The sequence below is a fragment of the Pseudomonas sp. 37 R 15 genome, from assembly GCF_900004865.1.
Taxonomy (GTDB): Bacteria; Pseudomonadota; Gammaproteobacteria; order Pseudomonadales; family Pseudomonadaceae; genus Aquipseudomonas; species Aquipseudomonas fluorescens_AM.
Window position 1 is genome coordinate 269,399 of the sequence record NZ_CVTV01000049.1, and the last position, 21,086, is coordinate 290,484.

Genomic DNA, 21,086 nt, shown 5'->3' on the forward strand with positions numbered 1-21,086 from the left:
ATGGCGGCGGGCCAGCTTCAAATAGACGGCTGACGCACTGCTATCGGGGGCAAGCCCCCTCCCACAGGGGATGTCGGTTTGGTTCAGGATTGGTATTGGCTGAGCAGCCGCTCCATCCGCGCATCCATGCGCCGTTTGATCTCGGCTTCAATATGCGGCGAAAAATCATCGATCACGTCCTGCATGATCAATTGCGCGGCGGCGCGCAGTTCGTTGTCCAGGTGCAGCAGCAGGGCGTCGGGGGCTTTTTGGGCAGCGGGGGCGGGCTCGGTAATGGCTGGCTCCGGCGCAGCAGGCTTGTTGCCGACCATGTCGAACAACAGCGGAATCTGTACCTCGCCGTCGGCCGTTTCGGTCAACAGCGGCGGTTGCAAGCCATCATCACCCAGCAACTGACGGATCGACTCGAGGTCGTCCAGCAGGTGGTCGTCTTTTTTCAGCGGGTTGGGCGTGTCCATCATGTACTCAAAGTCGTTGTAGCCGGTGATCCTGCAGAGGATAGCCCTGTTCGCGGTAGAAACGGAAACTCTCCCGCGCGGCCTGACGAATAGCCGGGTCTTCCACCACCACTTCCGCCACGCGGGCGAATGCCTTGGCGAAGGCCGGTACTTTCAGGTCAAGGTTGACCAGCAGGTCATGGTGGTCGCCGCAACTGTCGCCCAAACCCAGCACTACCACGCCATCGGGTTCCGATTCAGCGGGGCCGTGGGGTACGAAGCTTTCGCCCTTGAAACGCCATAGACGGGCATCGAGGTCCTCACGTTGGGCGGCATCGCTGCAATGCAGGTAAATGCGATGGCCCATGCGCCAGGCCTTTTCAGTGAGCTTGCAGGCAAAGTCCAGGCGCGCGGACGGGTCGGCGCTGGGCAATATATAGAAGTCGACTTGGGTCATTGCGGTTCCTGGTGCTGGCCTGGTTGCCCCTGTAGGAGCGAGCTTGCTCGCGAAAAACCTGAGGACACCGCGCTCATCCAGAATGTGCGCGTTATCGTTGGCGATCTTCGCGAGCAAGCTCGCTCCTACAAAGGGCGCGGGGGCCGCTTAGGCCTTGGCGCGGTCCAGCAGGTATTGGGTCAGCAGGGGCACCGGACGGCCGGTTGCGCCCTTGTCCTTGCCGCTGGCCCATGCGGTGCCGGCGATGTCCAGGTGCGCCCAGTTGAAGTTCTTGGTGAACCGCGACAGGAAGCAGGCTGCGGTGATGGTGCCGGCTTTCGGGCCGCCGATGTTGGCGATGTCGGCGAACGGGCTGTCCAGTTGCTCCTGGTACTCATCGAACAACGGCAACTGCCAGGCGCGGTCGTCGGCCGCCTTGCCGGCGCTGAGCAGTTGCTCGATCAGCTCGTCGTTGTTGCCCAGCAGGCCCGAGGTGTGGGCGCCCAGGGCAACCACGCAGGCGCCGGTCAGGGTGGCGATGTCGATCACCGCCTGCGGCTTGAAGCGTTCGGCGTAGGTCAGGGCGTCGCACAGCACCAGGCGGCCTTCGGCGTCGGTGTTGAGGATTTCCACGGTCTGGCCGCTCATGGTCGTGACGATATCGCCTGGACGGGCGGCACCGCCGCTCGGCATGTTCTCGGCGCAGGCCAGGATGCACACCAGGTTGATCGGCAGCTTGAGTTCCAGCACGGCACGCAGGGTGCCGAACACGCTGGCGGCGCCGCCCATGTCGTACTTCATCTCGTCCATGCCGGCGCCCGGCTTGAGGCTGATGCCGCCGGTGTCGAAGGTGATGCCTTTGCCCACCAGGGCGTAAGGCTTCTCGGACTTCTTGCCGCCGTTGTATTGCATCACGATCAGGCGGGGCGGCTGGTCGCTGCCCTGGCCCACGGCATAGAACGAGCCCATGCCCAGTTCCTTGATCTTCTTCTCGTCCAGCACTTCAACCTTGAGGCCCTTGAACTCCTTGCCCAGCGCCTTGGCCTGTTCGCCCAGGTAAGTGGGGTGGCAGATGTTCGGCGGCAGGTTGCCCAGGTCGCGGGTGAACGACATGCCCCTGGCGATCGCGGTGGCGTGGGTCACGGCGCGCTCGACTTCAGCCTGCGCGGCCTTGATAGTCAGCAGGGTGACTTTCTTCAGGGCGCGGGGTTCAGCCTTCTGGCTCTTGAACTGGTCGAAGACGTAGCCGCCGTCCACCAGGCTTTCGGCCAGCAGGCGGGTCTTGCCGTAGCTGTCACGGCCTTTGATGACGATTTCATCGAGTGCCAGTGCCGCGTCGCTGCCGCCCAGGCCGTTAAGCGTGGTGAGGATGGCGCTGATGAGCTTGCGAAACGGACGGTCGCCCAGTTCGGCGTCCTTGCCCACGCCCACCAGCAATACGCGCTCGGCCTTGAGGTTGGGCAGGCTCTGCAACAGCAGGCTCTGGCCGACTTTGCCGGCCAGGTCGCCGCGCTTGAGCACGGCGCTGATGGCGCCGCCGCTCAGTTCATCCAGTTGCTTGGCGGCAACGCCGAGTTTGCGGCCTTCGCCGACAGCGACCACGAGGGTGGCGGTTTTCAACGTTTCGGGGCTAACGCTTTTTACAACCAATTCCATTTTCGGGTCCCTTATAAAGGTCGGTGAGCCTGGCGTTTGTACCCAGGCTTTAAAGCGTGGCAGCCTTGTAAACCGCCAGCGACAAAGGCCGCAGTTTGAACCTCGCAGGCGAAGCCTGACAACCCTCGAAGCACGCTTTGTGCGTGCGCATGAGGTTGCGCAGTGACAGGCGCGGTCAATCACAGGATAATGCGCCATCTTTTTAGCCGGCCCGCGCAAACGGGTCGACTCGGTATGCTTGCTTGTTTGGCCGCCTTAGCCTGACAACCCTGGAGTGTCTGGTTTGATCGTCTTCCGTTATCTATCCCGCGAAGTCCTGTTGACCCTGAGTGCCGTGAGTGCGGTATTGCTGGTCATCATCATGAGTGGTCGTTTCGTCAAATTCCTTGCGCAGGCGGCCTCGGGCGCCCTGGATCCGGGTTCGCTGTTCCTGATCATGGGCTTTCGCCTGCCGGGCTTTTTGCAACTGATCCTGCCGCTCGGCCTGTTCCTTGGCATTCTGCTGGCATATGGCCGGCTGTATCTCGAAAGCGAGATGACCGTGCTGTCGGCCACCGGCATGAGCCAGCAGCGTCTGCTGGCGATGACCATGGTGCCGGCCGCCGGCGTTGCCCTGGTCGTGGCCTGGTTGAGCCTGAGCCTGGCACCCCAGGGCGCCATGCAGTTCCAGTTGCTGCTGAACAAGCAGGACGCGATGACCGAGTTCGATACCCTCGAGCCCGGGCGCTTCCAGGCACTCAACGACGGTACGCGAGTGACCTATACCGAAGAAATGACCGAAGACCGTTCCAACCTGAGCGGCGTGTTCATTTCCCAGAAAAACCTCGGCAAGGACCAGAAAGACCGTGGTATTTCGATTCTGGTGGCCGACGGTGGCCGCCAGGAAGTGCGTCCCGATGGCAGTCGCTACCTGATCCTGGACAACGGCTATCGCTACGATGGCAGCCCTGGGTTGGCCGATTACCGCGTGATCAAATACGACACCTACGGCGTCATGCTGCCCAAACCTGATATCAGCGACGAAGTCACCGACCGCGACGCGCTGCCCACCGCCTCGCTGTTCGGTAGCCAGGAACTGCGCTCCATCGCCGAGCTGCAATGGCGCCTGTCCCTGCCGCTGCTGGTGTTTATCGTGACCTTGATGGCGGTGCCGCTGTCGCGCGTCAACCCACGCCAGGGCCGATTCCTCAAGCTGCTGCCGGCGATCCTGCTGTATATGGCTTACCTGACCATCCTGATCTCCGCCCGTGGCTCCCTGGAGAAGGGCAAGCTGCCGCCCGCCCTGGGCCTGTGGTGGGTGCACGGGATTTTCCTGGTGATCGGCCTGGGGCTGCTCTACTGGGAGCCTATCCGTTTGAAAATGAAGAGCCGTCGTGGCCTGAAGGAGTTGGCTCGTGGCTAAGCTCGATCGCTACATTGGTAGCAGCGTACTGATCGCCATCCTGGCGGTATTGGGCATCATCCTGGGCCTGGCCTCGCTGTTCGCCTTCATCGATGAAGTGGGCAACGTTACCGATACCTATACCGTCATGGACGTACTGAGCTTTGTGGCGCTGACCGCGCCGCGTCGTCTCTACGACATGATGCCGATGGCCGGCCTGATCGGCTGCCTGATCGGCCTGGGCACCCTGGCCAGCAACAGCGAATTGACCATCATGCGCGCCGCGGGCGTGTCCATCGGGCGGATCGTCTGGGCCGTCATGAAGCCGATGCTGCTGCTGATGGCGTGCAGCGTGCTGATCGGCGAATACGTCGCACCACCGTCCGAAGCCACCGCCCAGGCCAATCGCGCCCTGGCCCAGGGTTCGGGCGATGCGCAGAGTTCCAAGCACGGCCTGTGGCACCGCCAGGGCGACCAGTTCATCCACATCAACGCCGTGCAGCCCGGCGGGCTGTTGATCGGGGTGACGCGCTACACGTTTGACAAAGAGCGGCACATGCTCAGCTCCAGCTTCGCCAAACGCGCACAATACGATGGCGCGCAGTGGCAGCTGAGCGAGGTCACCACCACGCTGTTCCATAATGTGGGCCAGGGGTTCAATGCCAGTACCGAAGTGGTCAATGCCCCCACCCAGACCTGGGATATTGCGCTGAAGCCGGAGCTGCTCAATACAGTGATCATGGTGCCGGAAACCTTGCCGATCTCGGGCCTCTGGAGTTATATCCACTACCTCAAGGACCAGGGCCTGAACAATGGCCGCTACTGGCTGGCGTTCTGGGTCAAGGTGCTGCAACCGGTGGTCACCGCCGCACTGGTGTTGATGGCAATCTCCTTTATCTTCGGCCCGTTGCGTTCCGTGACCCTCGGCCAGCGGGTATTCACCGGGGTGCTGGTGGGCTTCACCTTCCGCATCGCCCAGGACCTGCTGGGGCCGTCGAGCCTGGTATTCGGCTTCTCGCCGTTATTTGCGGTGCTGGTGCCGACTTTTATCTGTGCCGTGGCCGGGTTCTGGTTGCTGCGCCGAGCCGGCTGATTGCGAGCAAGCTCGCTCCTACAACATTGGGCCCCGTGGAAACGGGGCTTTTTTGTGTTCGTCAGCAAAGATGACGTCTGGCCCGAGCATCAGGTACAATTCCCGGCTATTTTTCAGCGGGCAATCTGCCTGCAGCCTTTTGAGTGTTGATCCGTGAGTGATTTGAGTCATATCCGCAATTTCTCCATCATCGCCCACATTGACCATGGTAAGTCGACGCTGGCCGATCGATTCATCCAGATGTGCGGCGGCCTTGCCGAGCGTGAAATGGAAGCCCAGGTCCTGGACTCCATGGACCTCGAACGCGAGCGCGGGATCACCATCAAGGCCCACAGCGTCACTCTGTACTACACCGCCAAAGACGGTATCAAGTACCAGCTCAACTTCATTGACACCCCGGGCCACGTCGACTTCACCTATGAAGTCAGCCGTTCCCTGGCCGCCTGCGAAGGCGCGCTGCTGGTGGTGGACGCGGGGCAGGGCGTTGAAGCCCAGTCCGTGGCCAACTGCTACACCGCCATCGAGCAGGGCCTGGAAGTGATGCCGGTGCTGAACAAGATCGACCTGCCACAGGCCGATCCGGACCGCGTCAAGGAAGAGATCGAAAAAATCATCGGCATTGACGCCACCGACGCCGTCGAGTGCAGCGCCAAGACCGGCCTGGGCGTCGATGAAGTGCTCGAGCGCCTGGTCAAGACCATCCCCGCGCCGACCGGCAACTACGACGATCCGCTGCAAGCGTTGATCATCGATTCCTGGTTCGACAACTACCTGGGCGTTGTCTCCCTGGTGCGCGTGCGCCATGGCCGCGTGAAGAAGGGCGACAAGATCCTGGTCAAGTCCACCGGCAAGATCCACCTGGTGGACAGCGTCGGCGTGTTCAACCCCAAGCACACCGCTACCACTGATCTGAAAGCTGGCGAAGTAGGCTTCATCATCGCCGGTATCAAGGACATCCACGGTGCGCCGGTCGGTGACACCCTGACCCTGAGCTCCACGCCGGATGTCGACGTGCTGCCTGGCTTCAAGCGCATCCAGCCACAGGTCTATGCCGGTCTGTTCCCGGTCAGCTCCGACGACTTCGAAGACTTCCGCGAAGCCCTGCAAAAGCTGACCCTCAACGACTCGTCGTTGCAGTACACCCCGGAAAGCTCCGACGCCCTGGGCTTCGGCTTCCGTTGCGGGTTCCTCGGCATGCTGCACATGGAGATCATCCAGGAGCGCCTGGAGCGCGAATACGACCTGGACCTGATCACCACCGCGCCAACGGTTATTTTCGAGCTGGCGCTGAAAACCGGTGAAACGATTTACGTCGATAACCCCTCCAAGCTTCCAGACCTGTCTTCGATCGAAGACATGCGTGAACCGATCGTACGCGCCAATATCCTTGTACCGCAGGAACACCTGGGCAACGTCATTACCCTGTGTATCGAAAAGCGTGGCGTGCAGCACGACATGCTGTTCCTCGGCACCCAGGTGCAAGTGACCTACGATTTGCCGATGAACGAAGTGGTCCTGGACTTCTTCGATCGTCTCAAATCCACCAGTCGCGGCTATGCTTCGCTGGACTACCATTTCGACCGTTACCAGTCGGCTAATCTGGTGAAGCTGGATGTATTGATCAACGGCGACAAGGTTGATGCCCTGGCACTGATCGTGCACAAGGACAATGCGCACTACAAAGGTCGCCAGTTGACCGAAAAGATGAAAGAGCTGATTCCGCGTCAGATGTTCGACGTTGCGATCCAGGCCGCCATTGGCGGACAGATCATTGCGCGGACCTCCGTCAAGGCACTCAGAAAGAACGTACTGGCCAAATGCTACGGTGGCGACGTCAGCCGTAAGCGCAAACTGCTTGAGAAGCAAAAGGCCGGTAAAAAACGCATGAAGCAAGTGGGCAATGTGGAAATTCCACAAGAAGCCTTCCTTGCGGTGCTCAGGTTGGATAGTTAGGTCCTATGTCGCTAAATTTCCCGCTGTTGCTGGTCATCGCCGTTGCCGTTTGTGGTTTCCTGGCGTTGCTCGATCTGGTGTTCTTCGCCCCGCGTCGGCGTGCCGCTATCGCGTCCTATCAGGGCAGCGTCAGCCAGCCCGATGCCGTGGTGGTCGAGAAGCTGAACAAAGAGCCTTTGCTGGTTGAATACGGCAAATCGTTCTTCCCGGTGCTGTTCATCGTGCTGGTGCTGCGTTCGTTCCTGGTGGAGCCGTTTCAGATCCCTTCGGGGTCGATGAAGCCTACCCTGGACGTGGGCGACTTCATTCTGGTGAACAAGTTTTCCTACGGGATCCGCTTGCCGGTGATCGACAAGAAGGTCATTGAAGTCGGTGACCCGCAGCGCGGTGATGTGATGGTGTTCCGCTACCCGAGCGACCCGAACGTCAACTACATCAAGCGTGTGGTCGGCCTGCCGGGCGACGTGATCCGCTACACCAGCGACAAGCGCCTGTTCATCAACGGTGAGTCGGTGGCCGAACAACTGTTGGGCGCCGAGCCGAACACCTTGGGCAGCGCCGAGCTGTACCAGGAAAAACTCGGTGCGGTTGAGCACCAGATCCGCAAGGAAATGAGCCGCTACCGCGCGATGCCCGATGGCCAGTGGAAAGTGCCGGCCGGGCACTACTTCATGATGGGCGACAACCGCGACAACTCCAACGACAGCCGCTACTGGGACGACCCCAATATTCCCAAGGACCTGCTGGGCATGGTGCCCGACGAGAATATCGTCGGCAAAGCCTTCGCGGTCTGGATGAGTTGGCCGGAACCCAAGCTCAGCCACCTGCCGAACTTCTCGCGGGTGGGGCTGATCAAGTAATACAGGCGGCGCTGTGATCACAGCGCCGAATGCTTTTCTGGGGCTAGGACATTTTCCCATGCCCGGTACCCATCAGGATTTGAATTTGAACACTGCGTCAATCGTCGATGGCCGCCGGTGCCACCAACTAGATATGGATAAACCGTGACCGTTTCTCTCAGTCGTCTCGAGCGCCAGCTCGGCTACACCTTCAAGGACCAGGAATTGATGGTCCTTGCCCTCACCCACCGCAGCTTTGCAGGGCGCAATAACGAGCGCCTGGAATTCCTCGGTGACGCCATCCTCAATTTCGCCGCCGGTGAGGCGCTGTTCGAGCGTTTCCCGCAAGCGCGCGAAGGTCAGCTTTCGCGCCTGCGCGCCCGCCTTGTGAAAGGCGAGACCCTGGCCGTGCTGGCCCGCGGTTTCGGCCTGGGCGAGTACCTGCGCCTCGGTTCCGGTGAGTTGAAAAGCGGCGGTTTCCGTCGCGAGTCGATCCTGGCTGATGCCCTGGAAGCCTTGATCGGTGCGATCTACCTCGACGCAGGGATGGAGACGGCCAAGGAGCGCGTGGTCGCCTGGCTGGCTTCGGAAATCGAAAGCCTGACGCTGGTCGACACCAACAAGGATCCCAAGACCCGCCTGCAGGAATACCTGCAGTCGCGCGGTTGCGAACTGCCACGCTATGAAGTGGTGGATATCCAGGGCGAGCCGCATTGCCGCGTGTTCTTCGTGGAATGTGAAATCACCTTACTGAACGAAAAAAGCCGAGGTCAGGGTGTGAGCCGTCGTATTGCCGAACAGGTAGCGGCCGCTGCAGCACTGATTGCCCTGGGCGTGGAGAATGGCCATGACTGATTCAACCGCAACACGCTGTGGCTATGTTGCCATCGTCGGCCGCCCCAATGTGGGCAAGTCCACGCTGCTCAACCACATCCTCGGCCAGAAGCTTGCGATCACTTCGCGCAAGCCGCAGACCACCCGCCACAACATGCTGGGCATCAAGACCGAAGGCAACGTCCAAGCGGTCTACGTGGACACCCCGGGCATGCACAAGGGCGGTGAAAAGGCGCTTAACCGCTACATGAACAAGACCGCTTCGGCGGCGTTGAAAGACGTCGACGTGGTGATCTTCGTGGTCGACCGCACCAAGTGGACCGACGAAGACCAGATGGTCCTCGAACGCGTGCAGTACGTCACCGGCCCATTGATCGTCGCGCTGAACAAGACCGACCGTATCGAAGACAAAGCCGAACTGATGCCGCACCTGACCTGGCTGCAGGAACAACTGCCGAATGCCCAGATCATGCCGATCTCGGCGCAGCACGGCCACAACCTTGAAGCCCTGGAGCGCGTGATCGCCGGGTACCTGCCGGAGAACGAGCATTTCTTCCCGGAAGACCAGATCACCGACCGCAGCAGTCGCTTCCTGGCCGCCGAACTGGTGCGCGAGAAAATCATGCGCCAGATGGGCGCCGAGCTGCCGTACCAGATCACCGTTGAAATCGAAGAGTTCAAGCAGCAGGGCAAAACCCTGCACATCCATGCGCTGATCCTCGTTGAGCGTGACGGCCAGAAGAAAATCATCATTGGCGACAAGGGCGAGCGCATCAAGCGCATCGGCACCGAGGCGCGCAAGGACATGGAATTGCTGTTCGATTCCAAGATCATGCTGAACCTGTGGGTGAAGGTTAAGGGTGGCTGGTCCGATGATGAGCGCGCGTTGCGCTCCCTGGGCTACGGCGACCTGTAAGGCTTGAATGCACCGCAGGGCTGAAAAATGTGGGAGGGGGCTTGCTCCCGATAGCGGTGGGTCAGTGAATAGATAAGTGACTGACACACTGCCATCGGGGGCAAGCCCCCTCCCACATTAGGTTGATGTTGTTTTCAAAATCGAGAACTCATGTCGCAATCCCCACCTCCCAGCCAGCTCGCCTACGTGCTGCACAGCCGCGCCTACCGTGAGACCAGCGCCCTGGTGGACTTCCTCACGCCCCAGGGCCGTCTGCGCGCGGTTCTGCGCAGCGCGCGGGGCAAGGCTGGTACGTTGGCGCGGCCGTTCGTGGCCCTGGACGTGGAGTTTCGCGGCAAGGGCGAGCTGAAGAACGTCGGCCGCCTGGAAAGCGTCGGCACGTCCGCCTGGCTCAATGGCGATGCGCTGTTCAGCGGGCTCTACCTCAATGAGCTGCTGATCCGCCTGCTGCCCGCCGAAGACCCGCACCCGGCCGTCTTCGATCACTACGCCGCCACCTTGCTCGCGCTCGCTGAAGGCCGCCCCCTGGAGCCGCTGCTGCGGGCCTTTGAATGGCGCCTGCTGGATGACCTGGGCTACGGTTTTGAATTGCACAACGACCTGCACGGTGACCCTGTCGCCGCCGACGGCCTGTATCGCCTGCAAGTGGACGCGGGCCTTGAGCGCGTGTACCTGTTGCAACCCGGCCTGTTCCAGGGCGCCGAGTTGTTGGCCATGAGTGAAGCGGACTGGACCGCCCCCGGTGCCTTGTCCGCCGCCAAGCGCCTGATGCGCCAGGCGCTGGCCGTACACCTGGGCGGACGGCCGCTGGTCAGTCGCGAGTTGTTTCGAAAGCCCTGACATCCCCGTGTATGCTGTGCACCGATTCTTTCCCTTTTCAGGAGCGCTTCCGTGACCACCAGCAATCGCATTCTTCTTGGCGTCAACATCGACCACGTCGCCACCCTGCGCCAGGCTCGGGGCACCCGTTACCCTGACCCGGTCAAGGCCGCGCTGGACGCCGAAGAAGCGGGCGCCGACGGCATCACCGTGCACCTGCGCGAAGACCGCCGCCACATCCAGGAGCGCGACGTGCTGCTGCTCAAGGATGTGCTGCAGACCCGCATGAATTTCGAAATGGGCGTCACCGAAGAAATGATGCAGTTCGCCGAGCGCATCCGCCCGGCGCACATTTGCCTGGTGCCGGAAACCCGCCAGGAATTGACCACCGAAGGCGGTCTCGACGTGGCCGGCCAGGAAGCGCGGATCAAGGCCGCCGTGGAGCGCCTGTCAAAGATCGGCAGCGAAGTGTCGTTGTTCATCGACGCCGACGCGCGTCAGATCCAGGCCTCACGCCGCGTCGGCGCCCCGGCCATCGAACTGCACACCGGCCGCTACGCCGATGCCACCACGCCGACCGAAGTGGCTGAAGAGCTGCAACGCATCATCGACGGCGTGAACTGCGGGCTTGGCCAAGGCCTGATCGTCAACGCCGGCCATGGCCTGCACTACCACAACGTCGAAGCCGTGGCGGCGATCAAGGGCATCAACGAATTGAACATCGGCCATGCGCTGGTGGCCCATGCGCTGTTCGTCGGTTTCAAAGGCGCCGTGGCCGAGATGAACGCCCTGATCCTGGCGGCTGCCAGAACCTGAGCGAACACACTCTAAGACTCAGTGGAGTTCAAAATGTGGTAGGAGGCTTGCCCCCGATGGCGGTGTATCAGGTAAGAATAGGCTGACTGACACACTGCCATCGGGGGCAAGCCCCCTCCCACATTTTTGATCTTCATTGACCTCCGCAATTTCGCTGTGCGGCAATGCGAACCCTTACTGTTTAGGCCCCGCAGGTGTATCGTATCTGCCCTTTGCGGGCCTTGGCCTGCGGTAGATACGTGAGGTTGCTGTGTCCCAATCGTTTTCCCGTCGACAGATTCTCGGTGGCCTTGCCGGCCTGGCAGTAGTCGGTGTGGGCGCGGGTGGCGCCTATCGCTACTGGCTGGGCAAGGTCGCCGATGCCAACGCAGGAAGCGACTACCAACTGATTGCCGCCCCCCTGGACGTGGAACTGGTGCCGGGCCACACCACCCAGGCCTGGGCGTTCGGCCCCTCGGCGCCCGGCACCGAGTTGCGGGTACGCCAGGGCGAGTGGCTGCGGGTGCGTTTTATCAACCACCTGCCGGTCGCCACCACCATCCACTGGCATGGCATCCGCCTGCCGCTGGAAATGGACGGCGTGCCCTACGTCTCGCAATTGCCGGTACTGCCCGGGGAATACTTCGACTACAAGTTCCGTGTGCCCGACGCCGGCAGCTACTGGTATCACCCGCACGTCAACAGCAGCGAAGAACTCGGCCGTGGCCTGGTCGGACCGCTGATCATCGAGGAGCGCGAGCCCACCGGTTTCAGGCACGAGCGTACCCTCAGCCTGAAAAGCTGGCACGTGGACGAAGAGGGCGCCTTTGTCGCCTTCAGCATTCCCCGTGAGGCGGCGCGCGGCGGTACGGCGGGGCGTTTATCCACCATCAATGGCGTGTCCCAGGCTGTGATCGACCTGCCGGCCGGGCAGATTACCCGTGTGCGCCTGCTCAACCTGGACAACACCCTGACGTATCGCATCAACATTCCGGATGTCGACGCGCAGATCTACGCGCTGGACGGCAACCCCATCGAGCCGCGCCCGCTGGGCAAGGAATACTGGCTGGGCCCAGGCATGCGTATCTGCCTGGCGATCAAGGCGCCGCCCGCCGGCGAAGAGCTGTCGATCCGCAATGGTCCGGTGCGCCTGGGCACGTTCCGCTCGGTGGCCAACACCGACGCGCCCACCGAATGGCCCCCGGCGCTGCCGGCCAACCCGGTTGCCGAACCGGACCTGGCCAATGCCGAGAAACTCAACTTCAATTTCGAATGGGTCGGTTCGGTGTCGGTCAACGTCGACAACGGCAAGCCGCCGAGCCTGTGGCAGATCAACGGCCAGGCCTGGGACATCACCGACAAGACCTGCGCCGACCGGCCCATCGCCAGGCTCGAAAAGGGCAAGAGCTATATTTTCGAACTGAAGAACATGACCCAGTACCAGCACCCGATCCACCTGCACGGCATGAGTTTCAAGGTCATTGCGTCGAACCGCCACAAGGTCATCCCGTACTTCACCGACACCTACCTGCTGGGCAAGAACGAACGCGCCCGTGTGGCGCTGGTGGCGGATAACCCGGGCGTATGGATGTTCCACTGCCATGTGATCGACCATATGGAAACCGGCCTGATGGCCGCCATCGAGGTGGCGTGATGCGCCAGATTCGCCCGGCGATCATCGACCGCAGCCGCGACCAGGACTTCATGCGCGAAGCCCTGGCACTCGCCGCCCAGGGCGCCGCGCTGGGTGAAGTGCCGGTGGGCGCGGTGCTGGTGCAGGACGGTGAGATCATCGGCCGCGGTTTCAACTGCCCGATCAGCGGCAATGACCCCAGTGCCCATGCCGAGATGGTCGCAATCCGCGCGGCCGCCCACGCCGTCAGCAATTACCGCCTGCCGGGCAGCACCCTCTATGTGACGTTGGAACCGTGCAGCATGTGCGCGGGCCTGATCGTGCATTCGCGAATTGCACGGGTGGTGTACGGCGCACTGGAGCCCAAGGCCGGGATCGTGCAGAGCCAGGGGCAGTTTTTTACCCAGGGCTTTCTCAACCATCGGGTCCTGTTTGAAGGTGGGGTGCTGGCCGAGGAGTGCGGCACCGTCCTGAGTGAATTCTTCAAGGCTCGCCGGGCCAAGCCTCCACTCTAAAGAACACTGAGGATAAAAGTGTGGGAGGGGGCTTGCCCCCGATAGCAGAGTGTCAGTCACCACATCCATGGCTGATACACCGCTATCGGGGGCAAGCCCCCTCCCACATTTGGATCTCCATATATTCAGTGATAACTCACCGTTATTTCCTGGCGATGATCACCGCCCGCATCGGCGCCGGCAGCCCTTCAATGGTCTTGCTGTGATCTTCGGGATCGAGGAAATCACTGAGCGACTGGTACTTCATCCATGCCGTCCCGCGTTGTTCCTCGACCGTGGTCACGCTCACATCCACGCAGCGCACATCGCTGAATCCCGCGCGGCGCAACCACAGCATCAGCGCCGGCACCGAGGGCAGGAACCACACGTTACGCATCTGCGCATAGCGGTCTTCCGGCACCAGCACTTGCTGCTGATCGCCTTCCACCACCAGGGTTTCCAGCACCAGCTCACCGCCTTTGACCAGCGTGTCTTTCAGCGCCAGCAAGTGTTCGATCGGCGAACGCCGGTGATAGAACACGCCCATGGAAAACACCGTGTCGAAGCCTTCAAGGTTTGCCGGCAAGTCTTCGAACGGGAACGGCAGGTGCCAGGCCCTGGGTTCGGACAGGTAACGCTGCACCGCCTGGAACTGGCAGAAGAACAGCCAGTTGGGGTCTACGCCAATCACGCTGTCGGCGCCGGCACCGAGCATGCGCCACATGTAATAGCCGTTGCCGCAACCCACATCGAGGATGCGCTTGCCCTTCAAGTCCAGGTGCGGCGCCACGCGGGACCATTTCCAGTCCGAGCGCCATTCGGTGTCAACATGCACGCCGAACAGGTGGAACGGGCCTTTGCGCCAAGGGCTCAACCCCATGAGCGCGGTGTGCATCTGTGCGCGAGTCTCGTCGTCGCAATCAGTGTCCAGCACCAGGCCGTTCAACAGGTCCACTTCACTGGGCTGGATCTTCGGCAGTGCGTCCAAGGCACTCTGCCAGCGCTCGAGGTCGCCGTGGCCTTTTTCCATCTTGCTATCGAGCTGCGCTTGCAGGCCCTGGGCCCACACGGCCAGGGGAGTACCGACCAGGTGGCGGGCGAGGGGAGACAAATCAATCATGGCAAGGCAATCAACGAGGCAAAGTTAAGACACTGGAACCACGGCACGACTTTCGAGAACCCGGCCGCCAGCAGGCGTTCGCGGTGTTCTTCGAGGCTGTCGGGCTTCATGACATTTTCGATGGCGCTGCGCTTCTGGGCGATTTCCAGTTCGCTGTAGCCGTTGGCGCGCTTGAACGCGATATGCAGGTCGGTCAGCAACGCGTGTTCTTCGCCATCGTTGAAACGCAGCTTTTCCGAGAGGATCAGTGCGCCGCCCGGCAGCAGCGACTGACGGATGCGCCCGAGCAGCGCCAGGCGCTCATCGGGTGCGATAAATTGCAGGGTGAAGTTCAGCGCCACCACTGAGGCCGGTTGGAAGTGCAGGGCGAGGATATCGCCTTCGATCACCTCCACCGGCAGCAATTCCTCGAACATCGAGTCCTGGCCATTGAGGTATTGGCGGCAGCGTTCGACCATCGCCGTCGAGTTATCCACCGCGATCACCCGGCAACCCTCGGTGCGCACATGGCGGCGCAGGGCCTGGGTGACCGCGCCCAGGGATGAGCCCAGGTCATACAGCACGCTGTTGGGCTGGGCGAACCGGGCGGCGAGCACGCCGAGGTTTTCAACGATGGTCGGGTAACCGGGCACCGAGCGCTTGATCATGTCCGGGAACACCCGCACCACGTCCTCGTTAAAGGCGAAGTCCGGCACCTGGGGCAGGGGCTGGGCGAATAGGCGATCGGGTTCTTTGCTCACGGTTGTTCCGGCGACGAAGGGGAAAGGCCGGCATTTTAGCGTAGGAGCTGGCTTGCCTGCGATGGTCGTCAACGATTACGCAGACATTCTGGATGAACGCGGTGCCGGAATCAGCACGTCACCACAGCCTTGACCCATCAGTTCACCGTAATCGCGCATTCAAAGATCTCGACGGGTTCGGCTTCCGGTTCCCACGGTTGCTGCGAGGTCAGGCGCAAACGGCCCTGGCCGGCGGCGAATGCCTGAAAGCGCCAGGTCGACTGGCCGCCACCCCCGATCACGCCGGATTCGCTGCTGCTGTACACCTCTGGGCTCAGCGCGCGCAACACGCCGCCGGCGGAATCCTGGATAGCCCAGCGATAGCCGGTGGTGGGATTGCTGGGCAGGGTGAGGATCAGGTTTTGTCCGGTTTTAAGCGGGAGCGGACAGGCGCTCTGGTTGTCCACGGTGACGTTTTGCTTCGGCGCACTGGCGCACGCGGCGAGCAGGGCAAGGCTCAGGGGGAGAAGCAGGCGGGCTGCGGTCATGGGGGCTCCGTTTATACACGACGAAGGGCGAGCATAACCGAAGATGGGTCAAGTTGTGACAGAAGGGGGCAGGTCTGGCCTCATCGGAGGCCCCCTCCCACATGTTGATGTGTGAACACATTCAAGTGTGGGAGGGGGCTTGCCCCCGATGAGGCCAGCTCAGGCACTACATAACTGTCAGAAAAGCACCTTCGCCACATCCGCAAAGCGCTTGGCAAAGTGCACGGTCATGCCTTCCTTCAGGTACTCCGGCAGTTCTTCAAAGCTGCCACGGTTGGGCTCCGGCAGGATCAGCTCGTGAATCTTCTGGCGCCGCGCCGCAATCACTTTTTCGCGCACTCCGCCAATCGGCAGCACATGCCCGGTCAGGGTCAGTTCGCCGGTCATCGCCACGCCTTTCTTTGGCGGCTGGTTGCGTGCCAGTGACAGCAACGCGCTGGCCATGGTCACACCCGCGCTCGGGCCGTCTTTGGGCGTGGCACCTTCCGGCACGTGCAGGTGGACGAAGGCTTCATCGAAGAACTTCGGATCACCGCCAAACGACTTCAGGTTCGAGCTGATGAAGCTGTAGGCGATTTCTGCGGACTCCTTCATCACTTCACCCAACTGGCCGGTGAGCTTGAAGCCGCGATTGAGCGTGTGGATGCGCGTCGCTTCGATCGGCAGGGTGGCGCCGCCCATGCTGGTCCAGGCCAGGCCGGTAATCACGCCGGTGCCGGACAGTACCTGTTCATTACGGAACACGGGCATGCCCAGGGAGCTTTCCAGGTCCTTGCTGCCGATCTTGATCACCGAATCCGGCTCATCCAGCAGCTTGACCACGGCCTTGCGCACCAATTTGCCCAGTTGTTTCTCCAACTGACGCACACCGGCTTCCCGCGCATAGCCATCAATCAGCGCACGCAAGGCGCCGTCGCTGATGCTCAGACTGTTTTTCGAGACGCCGGCTTTTTCCAGCTGCTTGGGCCACAGGTGACGCTTGGCGATGGCGACTTTTTCCTCGGTGATATAGCCCGACAGGCGAATCACTTCCATACGGTCGAGCAGCGGGCCGGGAATCGAGTCCAGGGTGTTGGCGGTGCACACGAACAGCACTTTGGACAGGTCCAGGCGCAGGTCCAGGTAGTGGTCGAGGAATTCGACGTTCTGTTCCGGGTCGAGGGTTTCGAGCAACGCCGACGCCGGGTCGCCCTGGAAGCTCTGGCCCATCTTGTCGATCTCGTCGAGCATGATCACCGGGTTCATCACCTCCACATCTTTGAGCGCCTGCACCAGCTTGCCGGGCAGGGCGCCGATGTAGGTGCGGCGATGGCCCTTGATCTCGGCCTCATCACGCATGCCGCCGACACTGAACCGGTAGAACGGCCGGCCCAGGGATTCGGCGATGGATTTACCCACGCTGGTCTTGCCCACGCCCGGCGGGCCTACCAGCAGCACGATGGAACCGGCGACTTCGCCTTTATAGGCACCCACCGCAAGAAATTCGAGGATACGGCTCTTGATGTCATCCAGGCCCGCGTGGTGCTTGTCCAGCACCTTGCGCGCGTGTTTCAGGTCGAGTTTGTCTTCGCCATACACGCCCCACGGCACCGAGGTGGCCCAGTCCAGGTAATTGCGCGTCACTGCGTATTCCGGCGAGCCGGTTTCGAGGATGGAGAGTTTGTTGAGTTCTTCATCGATGCGTTTTTTCGCCTGGGCCGGCAGTACTTTGCCTTCCAGCCGCTGCTCGAATTGCTCGACGTCGGCGCTGCGGTCGTCCTTGGTCAGGCCCAGTTCCTGCTGGATGACCTTGAGCTGTTCCTTGAGGAAGAACTCGCGTTGGTGCTCGCCGATCTTGCGGTTCACTTCGGCGGACAGCTCTTTCTGCAGACGCGCGACTTCGACCTCTTTGCGCAGCATCGGCAGCACTTTCTCCATACGCTTGAGCATGGGCACGCAATCGAGCACTTCCTGCAACTCGTTACCGGTGGCCGAGGTCAGCGCGGCGGCGAAGTCGGTGAGCGGCGACGGGTCGTTGGGGCTGAAGCGGTTGAGGTAGTTCTTCAGCTCTTCGCTGTACAGCGGGTTGAGCGGCAGCAGTTCCTTGATCGCGTTGATCAGCGCCATGCCGTAGGCCTTGACCTCGTCGGTCGGCTCGCTCGGCTGGTGCGGGTATTCGACCTCCACCAGGTACGGCGGGCGGTGATGCTTGAGCCAGGTCTTGATACGCACGCGGGTCAGGCCCTGGGCCACGAATTGCAGCTTGCCGTTCTCGCGGCTGGCGTGGTGCACCTTGACCAGCGTGCCGTACAGCGGCAGGGCCGAGGTGTCGAAATGGCGTGGGTCTTCGGGCGGTGTGTCCATGAAAAACAGGGCGAGGGAGTGGTGGTCGGATTTGCTCACCAGTTCCAGGGTCTCGGCCCAGGGCTCTTCGTTGACGATCACCGGCAAGACTTGCGCTGGGAAAAACGGCCGGTTGTGGATCGGGATGATGTAAACCTTGTCCGGCAGGTTCTGCCCAGGCAGGGCCAGGCCGGTGTTGGACGAGGATTCAGCGTTTTCGGGGTCGGCGTAGTCGTTCAAGTCGTAATCAGGGATGTCTTGCTGGTCGCTCATGGGGCACCTGCATCAGGAAGTATGGTGCTTAGATGGGGCAGGGCTGTGGTGGTTTCAATGGTGGGGGTGAGATAGCAACATATTGCATGAAATTATCAGAACGACGCTGGACTAGTGTGGGAGGAGGAAAGCCCCCTGCCACATTGGGTCTGTGCTGGGTCAGCTGATTTTGTGCAGGTAGGCGGGTAGCGGTTGTTCGGGCAGCACCGACAACACCTTCAACCGCTGCAACATCCTTTGACTGGCCCTTTGCAAATGCTCACGCAGATTCAGCGCCGCCGCATCAAACGCGCCGTGCAGCAACAACTCCAGAATCAGTCGATGTTCGGCCAACATCGCCGGATCGGCGCCAATCCCCAGCAACCGATAAAAAATCCGACTGATGATCATCGGGCTCTGCCCCTGTCGAATCAGCGCCGCGATCTTGCGATTCTGCAGGCCGGCCAGGCAGCGTTGGTGCAAGTCTTCCTCGATCTGCTCGATGGCCTCCAGGCTGCACTGCGCACTGTCCTGGGCGTCCAGCACGCGTTGCAGCATGGCTTCAAGCAGCTCGCGATCGAGGTTGGGCGCGCTCTGGCGCAGGGCTTCGGGCTCAAGGCAGGCGCGCAGTTCGTAGTCTTCGGTGACTTCCCGCGCGGTCAAAGGCCCGGCCAGCCATTGGGAGTAGGGCTCTTTTTCCACCAGGCCACGGTCGCGCAGGCGCATCAGCGCTTCACGCACTACCGCGCGGCTGACGCCGTAGTGGTCGGCGGCGGCTTGCTCGTCCAGGCGGTAGTGGCCGAAGGCAATGCAGGTGGACAACGCTGCGCCGATTTCCTCGACGATGCGTTCGCCCAGCGGCCGCGTGTCCACTAGCTCGTCCTCGCCGTTAAGACCCAGGTGCGCATGGCTCAGGGGCAGGCGCAACGGCTCCATGGCCAGGCCTTGCGGATTGATCAGGTAGCCCCGGCCGTTGAAGCGGCAGATCAAGCCTTCGTCATGCAGCAGGTCGAGGGCCTTGCGCACCGGCACGCGGCTGGTGCCGAACAACTCGGCCAGCGGCGCTTCGAGCAACACCAGCCCATGGCGGGCGGTGCCGTTGACGATCGCGTCGCGCATCACTTTGTGAATCATCGCGTAACGGGAGGCCGAGGCGGACACTGCTTTCATTGCGTTCTCAGAGGTGGAGGGACCGTTGACCGGGGATTCTCTCATAGATGCGCCTGTCACTCTGCGCCACGTCGGCGGCACGTTTTTGGGGCTTGGAAAGTCGACCTGTTACTTTTCTGCACCAAAATGTACTTATTACTAAAAAGTACATTATTTCCTTGAAAGTGCTGAGCAAGCGCCTGCCCAGATTTTTTACCTGGTCAAACACCCTCTACCTCGCGGCTTTGGGCGAAAACCGCTGTCAGCGCAAAATTGGGTGAGCACAGACTGGCACGAAAGCTGCCTTTATAAAATGTACATTTTATTAATATGTACGTTTTTGAGGGTCATCCTGATGTCAGACGCCACTTCAATGGCCGAGGACTTCGCCAGTGGTCGCAGCGACCCGGTGCAAGCCCTCGAACAGGCACTGGACAAAGCCAGCCAGGCCCCGTCGGTGTTTATCAGCCTGACGCCCGAGCGCGCCCGTCGTGAAGCCCAAGCCTCTGCCGCACGTTGGCGCGCCGGCCAGCCGTTGAGCAGGTTCGATGGCGTGCCGCTGGCCTGGAAGGACCTGTTCGACGTGGCTGGCAGCATCACCACGGCGGGCGCCGCCTATCGCCGCCATGCGCCCGTCGCGTTGCTCGATGCACCCACCGTCGGCCGGCTGTGTCGTGCCGGAATGGTCAGCGTCGGCAAGACCAACCTCAGCGAACTGGCCTATTCCGGCCTGGGCCTGAACCCCCATTTCGGCACCCCGCACAATCCCCATGGCAATGATCAACCGCGCATCCCCGGCGGATCTTCCTCGGGGTCGGCCGTGGCCGTTGCCGCCGGCATCGTGCCCATCGCCATGGGCACCGACACTGCCGGGTCCATCCGCATTCCCTCGGCGTTCAACGGCCTGGTGGGTTACCGCAGCAGCAGTCGGCGCTACAGCCGCGATGGCGTGTTCCCACTGGCGCACAGCCTCGACAGCCTCGGCCCGATAAGCCGCAGCATGCGTGACGCCCTGGCCGTCGACGACTTGCTGCATGGCCGCATCCACACCCAGAGCCAGACCTCCATCGCCCGCAGCCTCAAGGGCCAGCGCTTCGTGCTGGCGCAGCAGGACGTCGAACCCGCCGTGGGCAACAACCTGTTGCGCGCGGTCGCGCAACTCAAGGCCCACGGCGCGCTGGTCGAGGCGCGCGAATGCCCGGCCTTCCAGGCGACACTGGAACTGATCAAGCACCATGGCTGGCTCGGCGCCTTCGAAGCCTTCGCCCTGCACCAGGCGTTACTCGACAGCCGCGACGCCGATCAGCTCGACCCTCGCGTGCGCCGTCGCCTGGAAGCCGCGCGCTCACTGCCGGCCAGCCAACTGATCCACCTGACCGACTCCCGCCGCCGCCTGCAACAGCAACTGATCGAAGACCTCGACGGCGCCGTCCTGATTACGCCGACCGTTGCCCACGTGGCCCCGCCGTTAGCCGCGCTTGAAGCTGACGATGACCTGTTCGTTCAAACCAACCTCGCCACCCTGCGCCTGACCATGCCCGGCAGTTTGCTCGACATGCCAGGCGTGACCCTGCCCAGCGGCTGCGATGCCCAGGGGCTGCCCACCGGGTTGCTGCTCAGCGTCCCGACGGGAGAAGACGCACGCCTGCTGCGCGCAGCGTTGTGCGTTGAATCCGTAATGACAATTTAA

The 21,086-nt window shown here is 61.9% G+C and carries 20 protein-coding genes; 12 read left to right on the forward strand and 8 right to left on the reverse strand.

The annotated features are described in order from the left end of the window. Positions 1-83 precede the first annotated feature (83 nt). From BFQ04_RS16620 to BFQ04_RS16630, 3 genes are all read right to left on the reverse strand, one after another. Positions 84-458: a DNA polymerase III subunit chi gene (locus tag BFQ04_RS16620; RefSeq protein WP_065951742.1), complete on the reverse strand. Its 375-nt coding sequence runs from the start codon at positions 456-458 to the stop codon at positions 84-86. Positions 459-465: 7 nt separating this feature from the next. Further along, the gene (locus BFQ04_RS16625) at positions 466-894 is read right to left on the reverse strand and encodes a DNA polymerase III subunit chi (RefSeq protein ID WP_065894843.1); all 429 of its coding nucleotides are present in this window, start codon (positions 892-894) and stop codon (positions 466-468) included. A gap of 147 nt (positions 895-1,041) precedes the next feature. Next, complete coding sequence (locus BFQ04_RS16630; RefSeq protein WP_065951743.1) at positions 1,042-2,529, reverse strand: leucyl aminopeptidase; 1,488 nt, start codon at positions 2,527-2,529, stop codon at positions 1,042-1,044. A gap of 283 nt (positions 2,530-2,812) precedes the next feature. On the opposite strand from BFQ04_RS16630, the gene lptF reads away from it, so the two are divergent. The 10 genes from lptF (at position 2,813) to tadA (ending at position 13,307) form a co-directional block, all read left to right on the forward strand. Next, entirely contained in the window at positions 2,813-3,931 is a 1,119-nt protein-coding gene (lptF, locus tag BFQ04_RS16635; RefSeq protein ID WP_065894845.1) for an LPS export ABC transporter permease LptF, read from the forward strand. Continuing rightward, entirely contained in the window at positions 3,924-5,003 is a 1,080-nt protein-coding gene (gene lptG, locus BFQ04_RS16640; protein WP_065951744.1) for an LPS export ABC transporter permease LptG, read from the forward strand. Before lptF ends, lptG begins: the two co-directional genes overlap by 8 nt. A gap of 153 nt (positions 5,004-5,156) precedes the next feature. Further along, the gene (gene lepA, locus BFQ04_RS16645) at positions 5,157-6,956 is read left to right on the forward strand and encodes a translation elongation factor 4 (protein ID WP_065951745.1); all 1,800 of its coding nucleotides are present in this window, start codon (positions 5,157-5,159) and stop codon (positions 6,954-6,956) included. Positions 6,957-6,961: 5 nt separating this feature from the next. Continuing rightward, entirely contained in the window at positions 6,962-7,816 is an 855-nt protein-coding gene (gene lepB / locus BFQ04_RS16650) for a signal peptidase I (protein ID WP_065951746.1), read from the forward strand. A gap of 144 nt (positions 7,817-7,960) precedes the next feature. Further along, positions 7,961-8,650 (forward strand): ribonuclease III, encoded by a 690-nt coding sequence (gene rnc, locus BFQ04_RS16655; RefSeq protein WP_003188856.1) that lies wholly within the window; start codon positions 7,961-7,963, stop codon positions 8,648-8,650. Further along, positions 8,643-9,545, forward strand: a complete 903-nt coding sequence (gene era, locus BFQ04_RS16660; RefSeq protein ID WP_005785147.1) for a GTPase Era — start codon at positions 8,643-8,645, stop codon at positions 9,543-9,545. Before rnc ends, era begins: the two co-directional genes overlap by 8 nt. 150 nt (positions 9,546-9,695) lie before the next feature. Continuing rightward, positions 9,696-10,385, forward strand: coding sequence for a DNA repair protein RecO (gene recO / locus BFQ04_RS16665; RefSeq protein ID WP_057724727.1), 690 nt, complete (start codon positions 9,696-9,698; stop codon positions 10,383-10,385). 51 nt (positions 10,386-10,436) lie between these two features. Beyond that, positions 10,437-11,180: a pyridoxine 5'-phosphate synthase gene (pdxJ, locus tag BFQ04_RS16670; RefSeq protein ID WP_065951747.1), complete on the forward strand. Its 744-nt coding sequence runs from the start codon at positions 10,437-10,439 to the stop codon at positions 11,178-11,180. Between the two features lie 250 nt (positions 11,181-11,430). Further along, on the forward strand, positions 11,431-12,813 hold the full coding sequence (locus BFQ04_RS16675) for a multicopper oxidase family protein (RefSeq protein WP_065951748.1): 1,383 nt from the start codon (positions 11,431-11,433) through the stop codon (positions 12,811-12,813). After that, positions 12,813-13,307: a tRNA adenosine(34) deaminase TadA gene (gene tadA, locus BFQ04_RS16680; protein ID WP_065951749.1), complete on the forward strand. Its 495-nt coding sequence runs from the start codon at positions 12,813-12,815 to the stop codon at positions 13,305-13,307. The genes BFQ04_RS16675 and tadA overlap by 1 nt, the downstream gene beginning before the upstream one ends. A 142-nt stretch (positions 13,308-13,449) precedes the next feature. On the opposite strand, the gene cmoB is transcribed toward tadA, so the two are convergent. From cmoB to BFQ04_RS16705, 5 genes are all read right to left on the reverse strand, one after another. Then, on the reverse strand, positions 13,450-14,406 hold the full coding sequence (gene cmoB / locus BFQ04_RS16685) for a tRNA 5-methoxyuridine(34)/uridine 5-oxyacetic acid(34) synthase CmoB (protein WP_065951750.1): 957 nt from the start codon (positions 14,404-14,406) through the stop codon (positions 13,450-13,452). Then, positions 14,403-15,146 (reverse strand): carboxy-S-adenosyl-L-methionine synthase CmoA, encoded by a 744-nt coding sequence (gene cmoA / locus BFQ04_RS16690; RefSeq protein WP_065951751.1) that lies wholly within the window; start codon positions 15,144-15,146, stop codon positions 14,403-14,405. The genes cmoB and cmoA overlap by 4 nt, the downstream gene beginning before the upstream one ends. A gap of 137 nt (positions 15,147-15,283) precedes the next feature. Then, positions 15,284-15,673 (reverse strand): protease inhibitor I42 family protein, encoded by a 390-nt coding sequence (locus BFQ04_RS16695; protein WP_065951752.1) that lies wholly within the window; start codon positions 15,671-15,673, stop codon positions 15,284-15,286. Positions 15,674-15,850: 177 nt separating this feature from the next. After that, positions 15,851-18,268: an endopeptidase La gene (lon, locus tag BFQ04_RS16700; RefSeq protein WP_065951753.1), complete on the reverse strand. Its 2,418-nt coding sequence runs from the start codon at positions 18,266-18,268 to the stop codon at positions 15,851-15,853. Positions 18,269-18,427: 159 nt separating this feature from the next. After that, positions 18,428-19,417: a GntR family transcriptional regulator gene (locus BFQ04_RS16705; RefSeq protein ID WP_065937203.1), complete on the reverse strand. Its 990-nt coding sequence runs from the start codon at positions 19,415-19,417 to the stop codon at positions 18,428-18,430. Between the two features lie 47 nt (positions 19,418-19,464). Here BFQ04_RS16705 and BFQ04_RS29350 point away from each other — a divergent pair, with 47 nt between their 5' ends. Both BFQ04_RS29350 and BFQ04_RS16710 read left to right on the forward strand, forming a co-directional pair. Beyond that, positions 19,465-19,677 carry a hypothetical protein gene (locus BFQ04_RS29350; RefSeq protein ID WP_139111938.1) on the forward strand — a complete coding sequence of 71 codons (213 nt, stop codon included), beginning with the start codon at positions 19,465-19,467 and terminating at the stop codon, positions 19,675-19,677. Between the two features lie 74 nt (positions 19,678-19,751). After that, entirely contained in the window at positions 19,752-21,086 is a 1,335-nt protein-coding gene (locus tag BFQ04_RS16710) for an amidase (protein WP_065951754.1), read from the forward strand.

Coding starts and splice junctions, on each gene's coding strand:
- BFQ04_RS16695 (WP_065951752.1), bottom strand. CDS start 15,673: ATGACCGCAGCCCGCCTGCTTCTCCCCCTGAGCCTTGCCCTGCTCGCC.
- tadA (WP_065951749.1), top strand. CDS start 12,813: ATGCGCCAGATTCGCCCGGCGATCATCGACCGCAGCCGCGACCAGGAC.
- lon (WP_065951753.1), bottom strand. CDS start 18,268: ATGAGCGACCAGCAAGACATCCCTGATTACGACTTGAACGACTACGCC.
- era (WP_005785147.1), top strand. CDS start 8,643: ATGACTGATTCAACCGCAACACGCTGTGGCTATGTTGCCATCGTCGGC.
- BFQ04_RS16620 (WP_065951742.1), bottom strand. CDS start 458: ATGGACACGCCCAACCCGCTGAAAAAAGACGACCACCTGCTGGACGAC.
- recO (WP_057724727.1), top strand. CDS start 9,696: ATGTCGCAATCCCCACCTCCCAGCCAGCTCGCCTACGTGCTGCACAGC.
- BFQ04_RS16630 (WP_065951743.1), bottom strand. CDS start 2,529: ATGGAATTGGTTGTAAAAAGCGTTAGCCCCGAAACGTTGAAAACCGCC.
- BFQ04_RS29350 (WP_139111938.1), top strand. CDS start 19,465: ATGCGCCTGTCACTCTGCGCCACGTCGGCGGCACGTTTTTGGGGCTTG.
- cmoB (WP_065951750.1), bottom strand. CDS start 14,406: ATGATTGATTTGTCTCCCCTCGCCCGCCACCTGGTCGGTACTCCCCTG.
- BFQ04_RS16625 (WP_065894843.1), bottom strand. CDS start 894: ATGACCCAAGTCGACTTCTATATATTGCCCAGCGCCGACCCGTCCGCG.
- BFQ04_RS16705 (WP_065937203.1), bottom strand. CDS start 19,417: ATGAAAGCAGTGTCCGCCTCGGCCTCCCGTTACGCGATGATTCACAAA.
- lepB (WP_065951746.1), top strand. CDS start 6,962: ATGTCGCTAAATTTCCCGCTGTTGCTGGTCATCGCCGTTGCCGTTTGT.
- BFQ04_RS16710 (WP_065951754.1), top strand. CDS start 19,752: ATGTCAGACGCCACTTCAATGGCCGAGGACTTCGCCAGTGGTCGCAGC.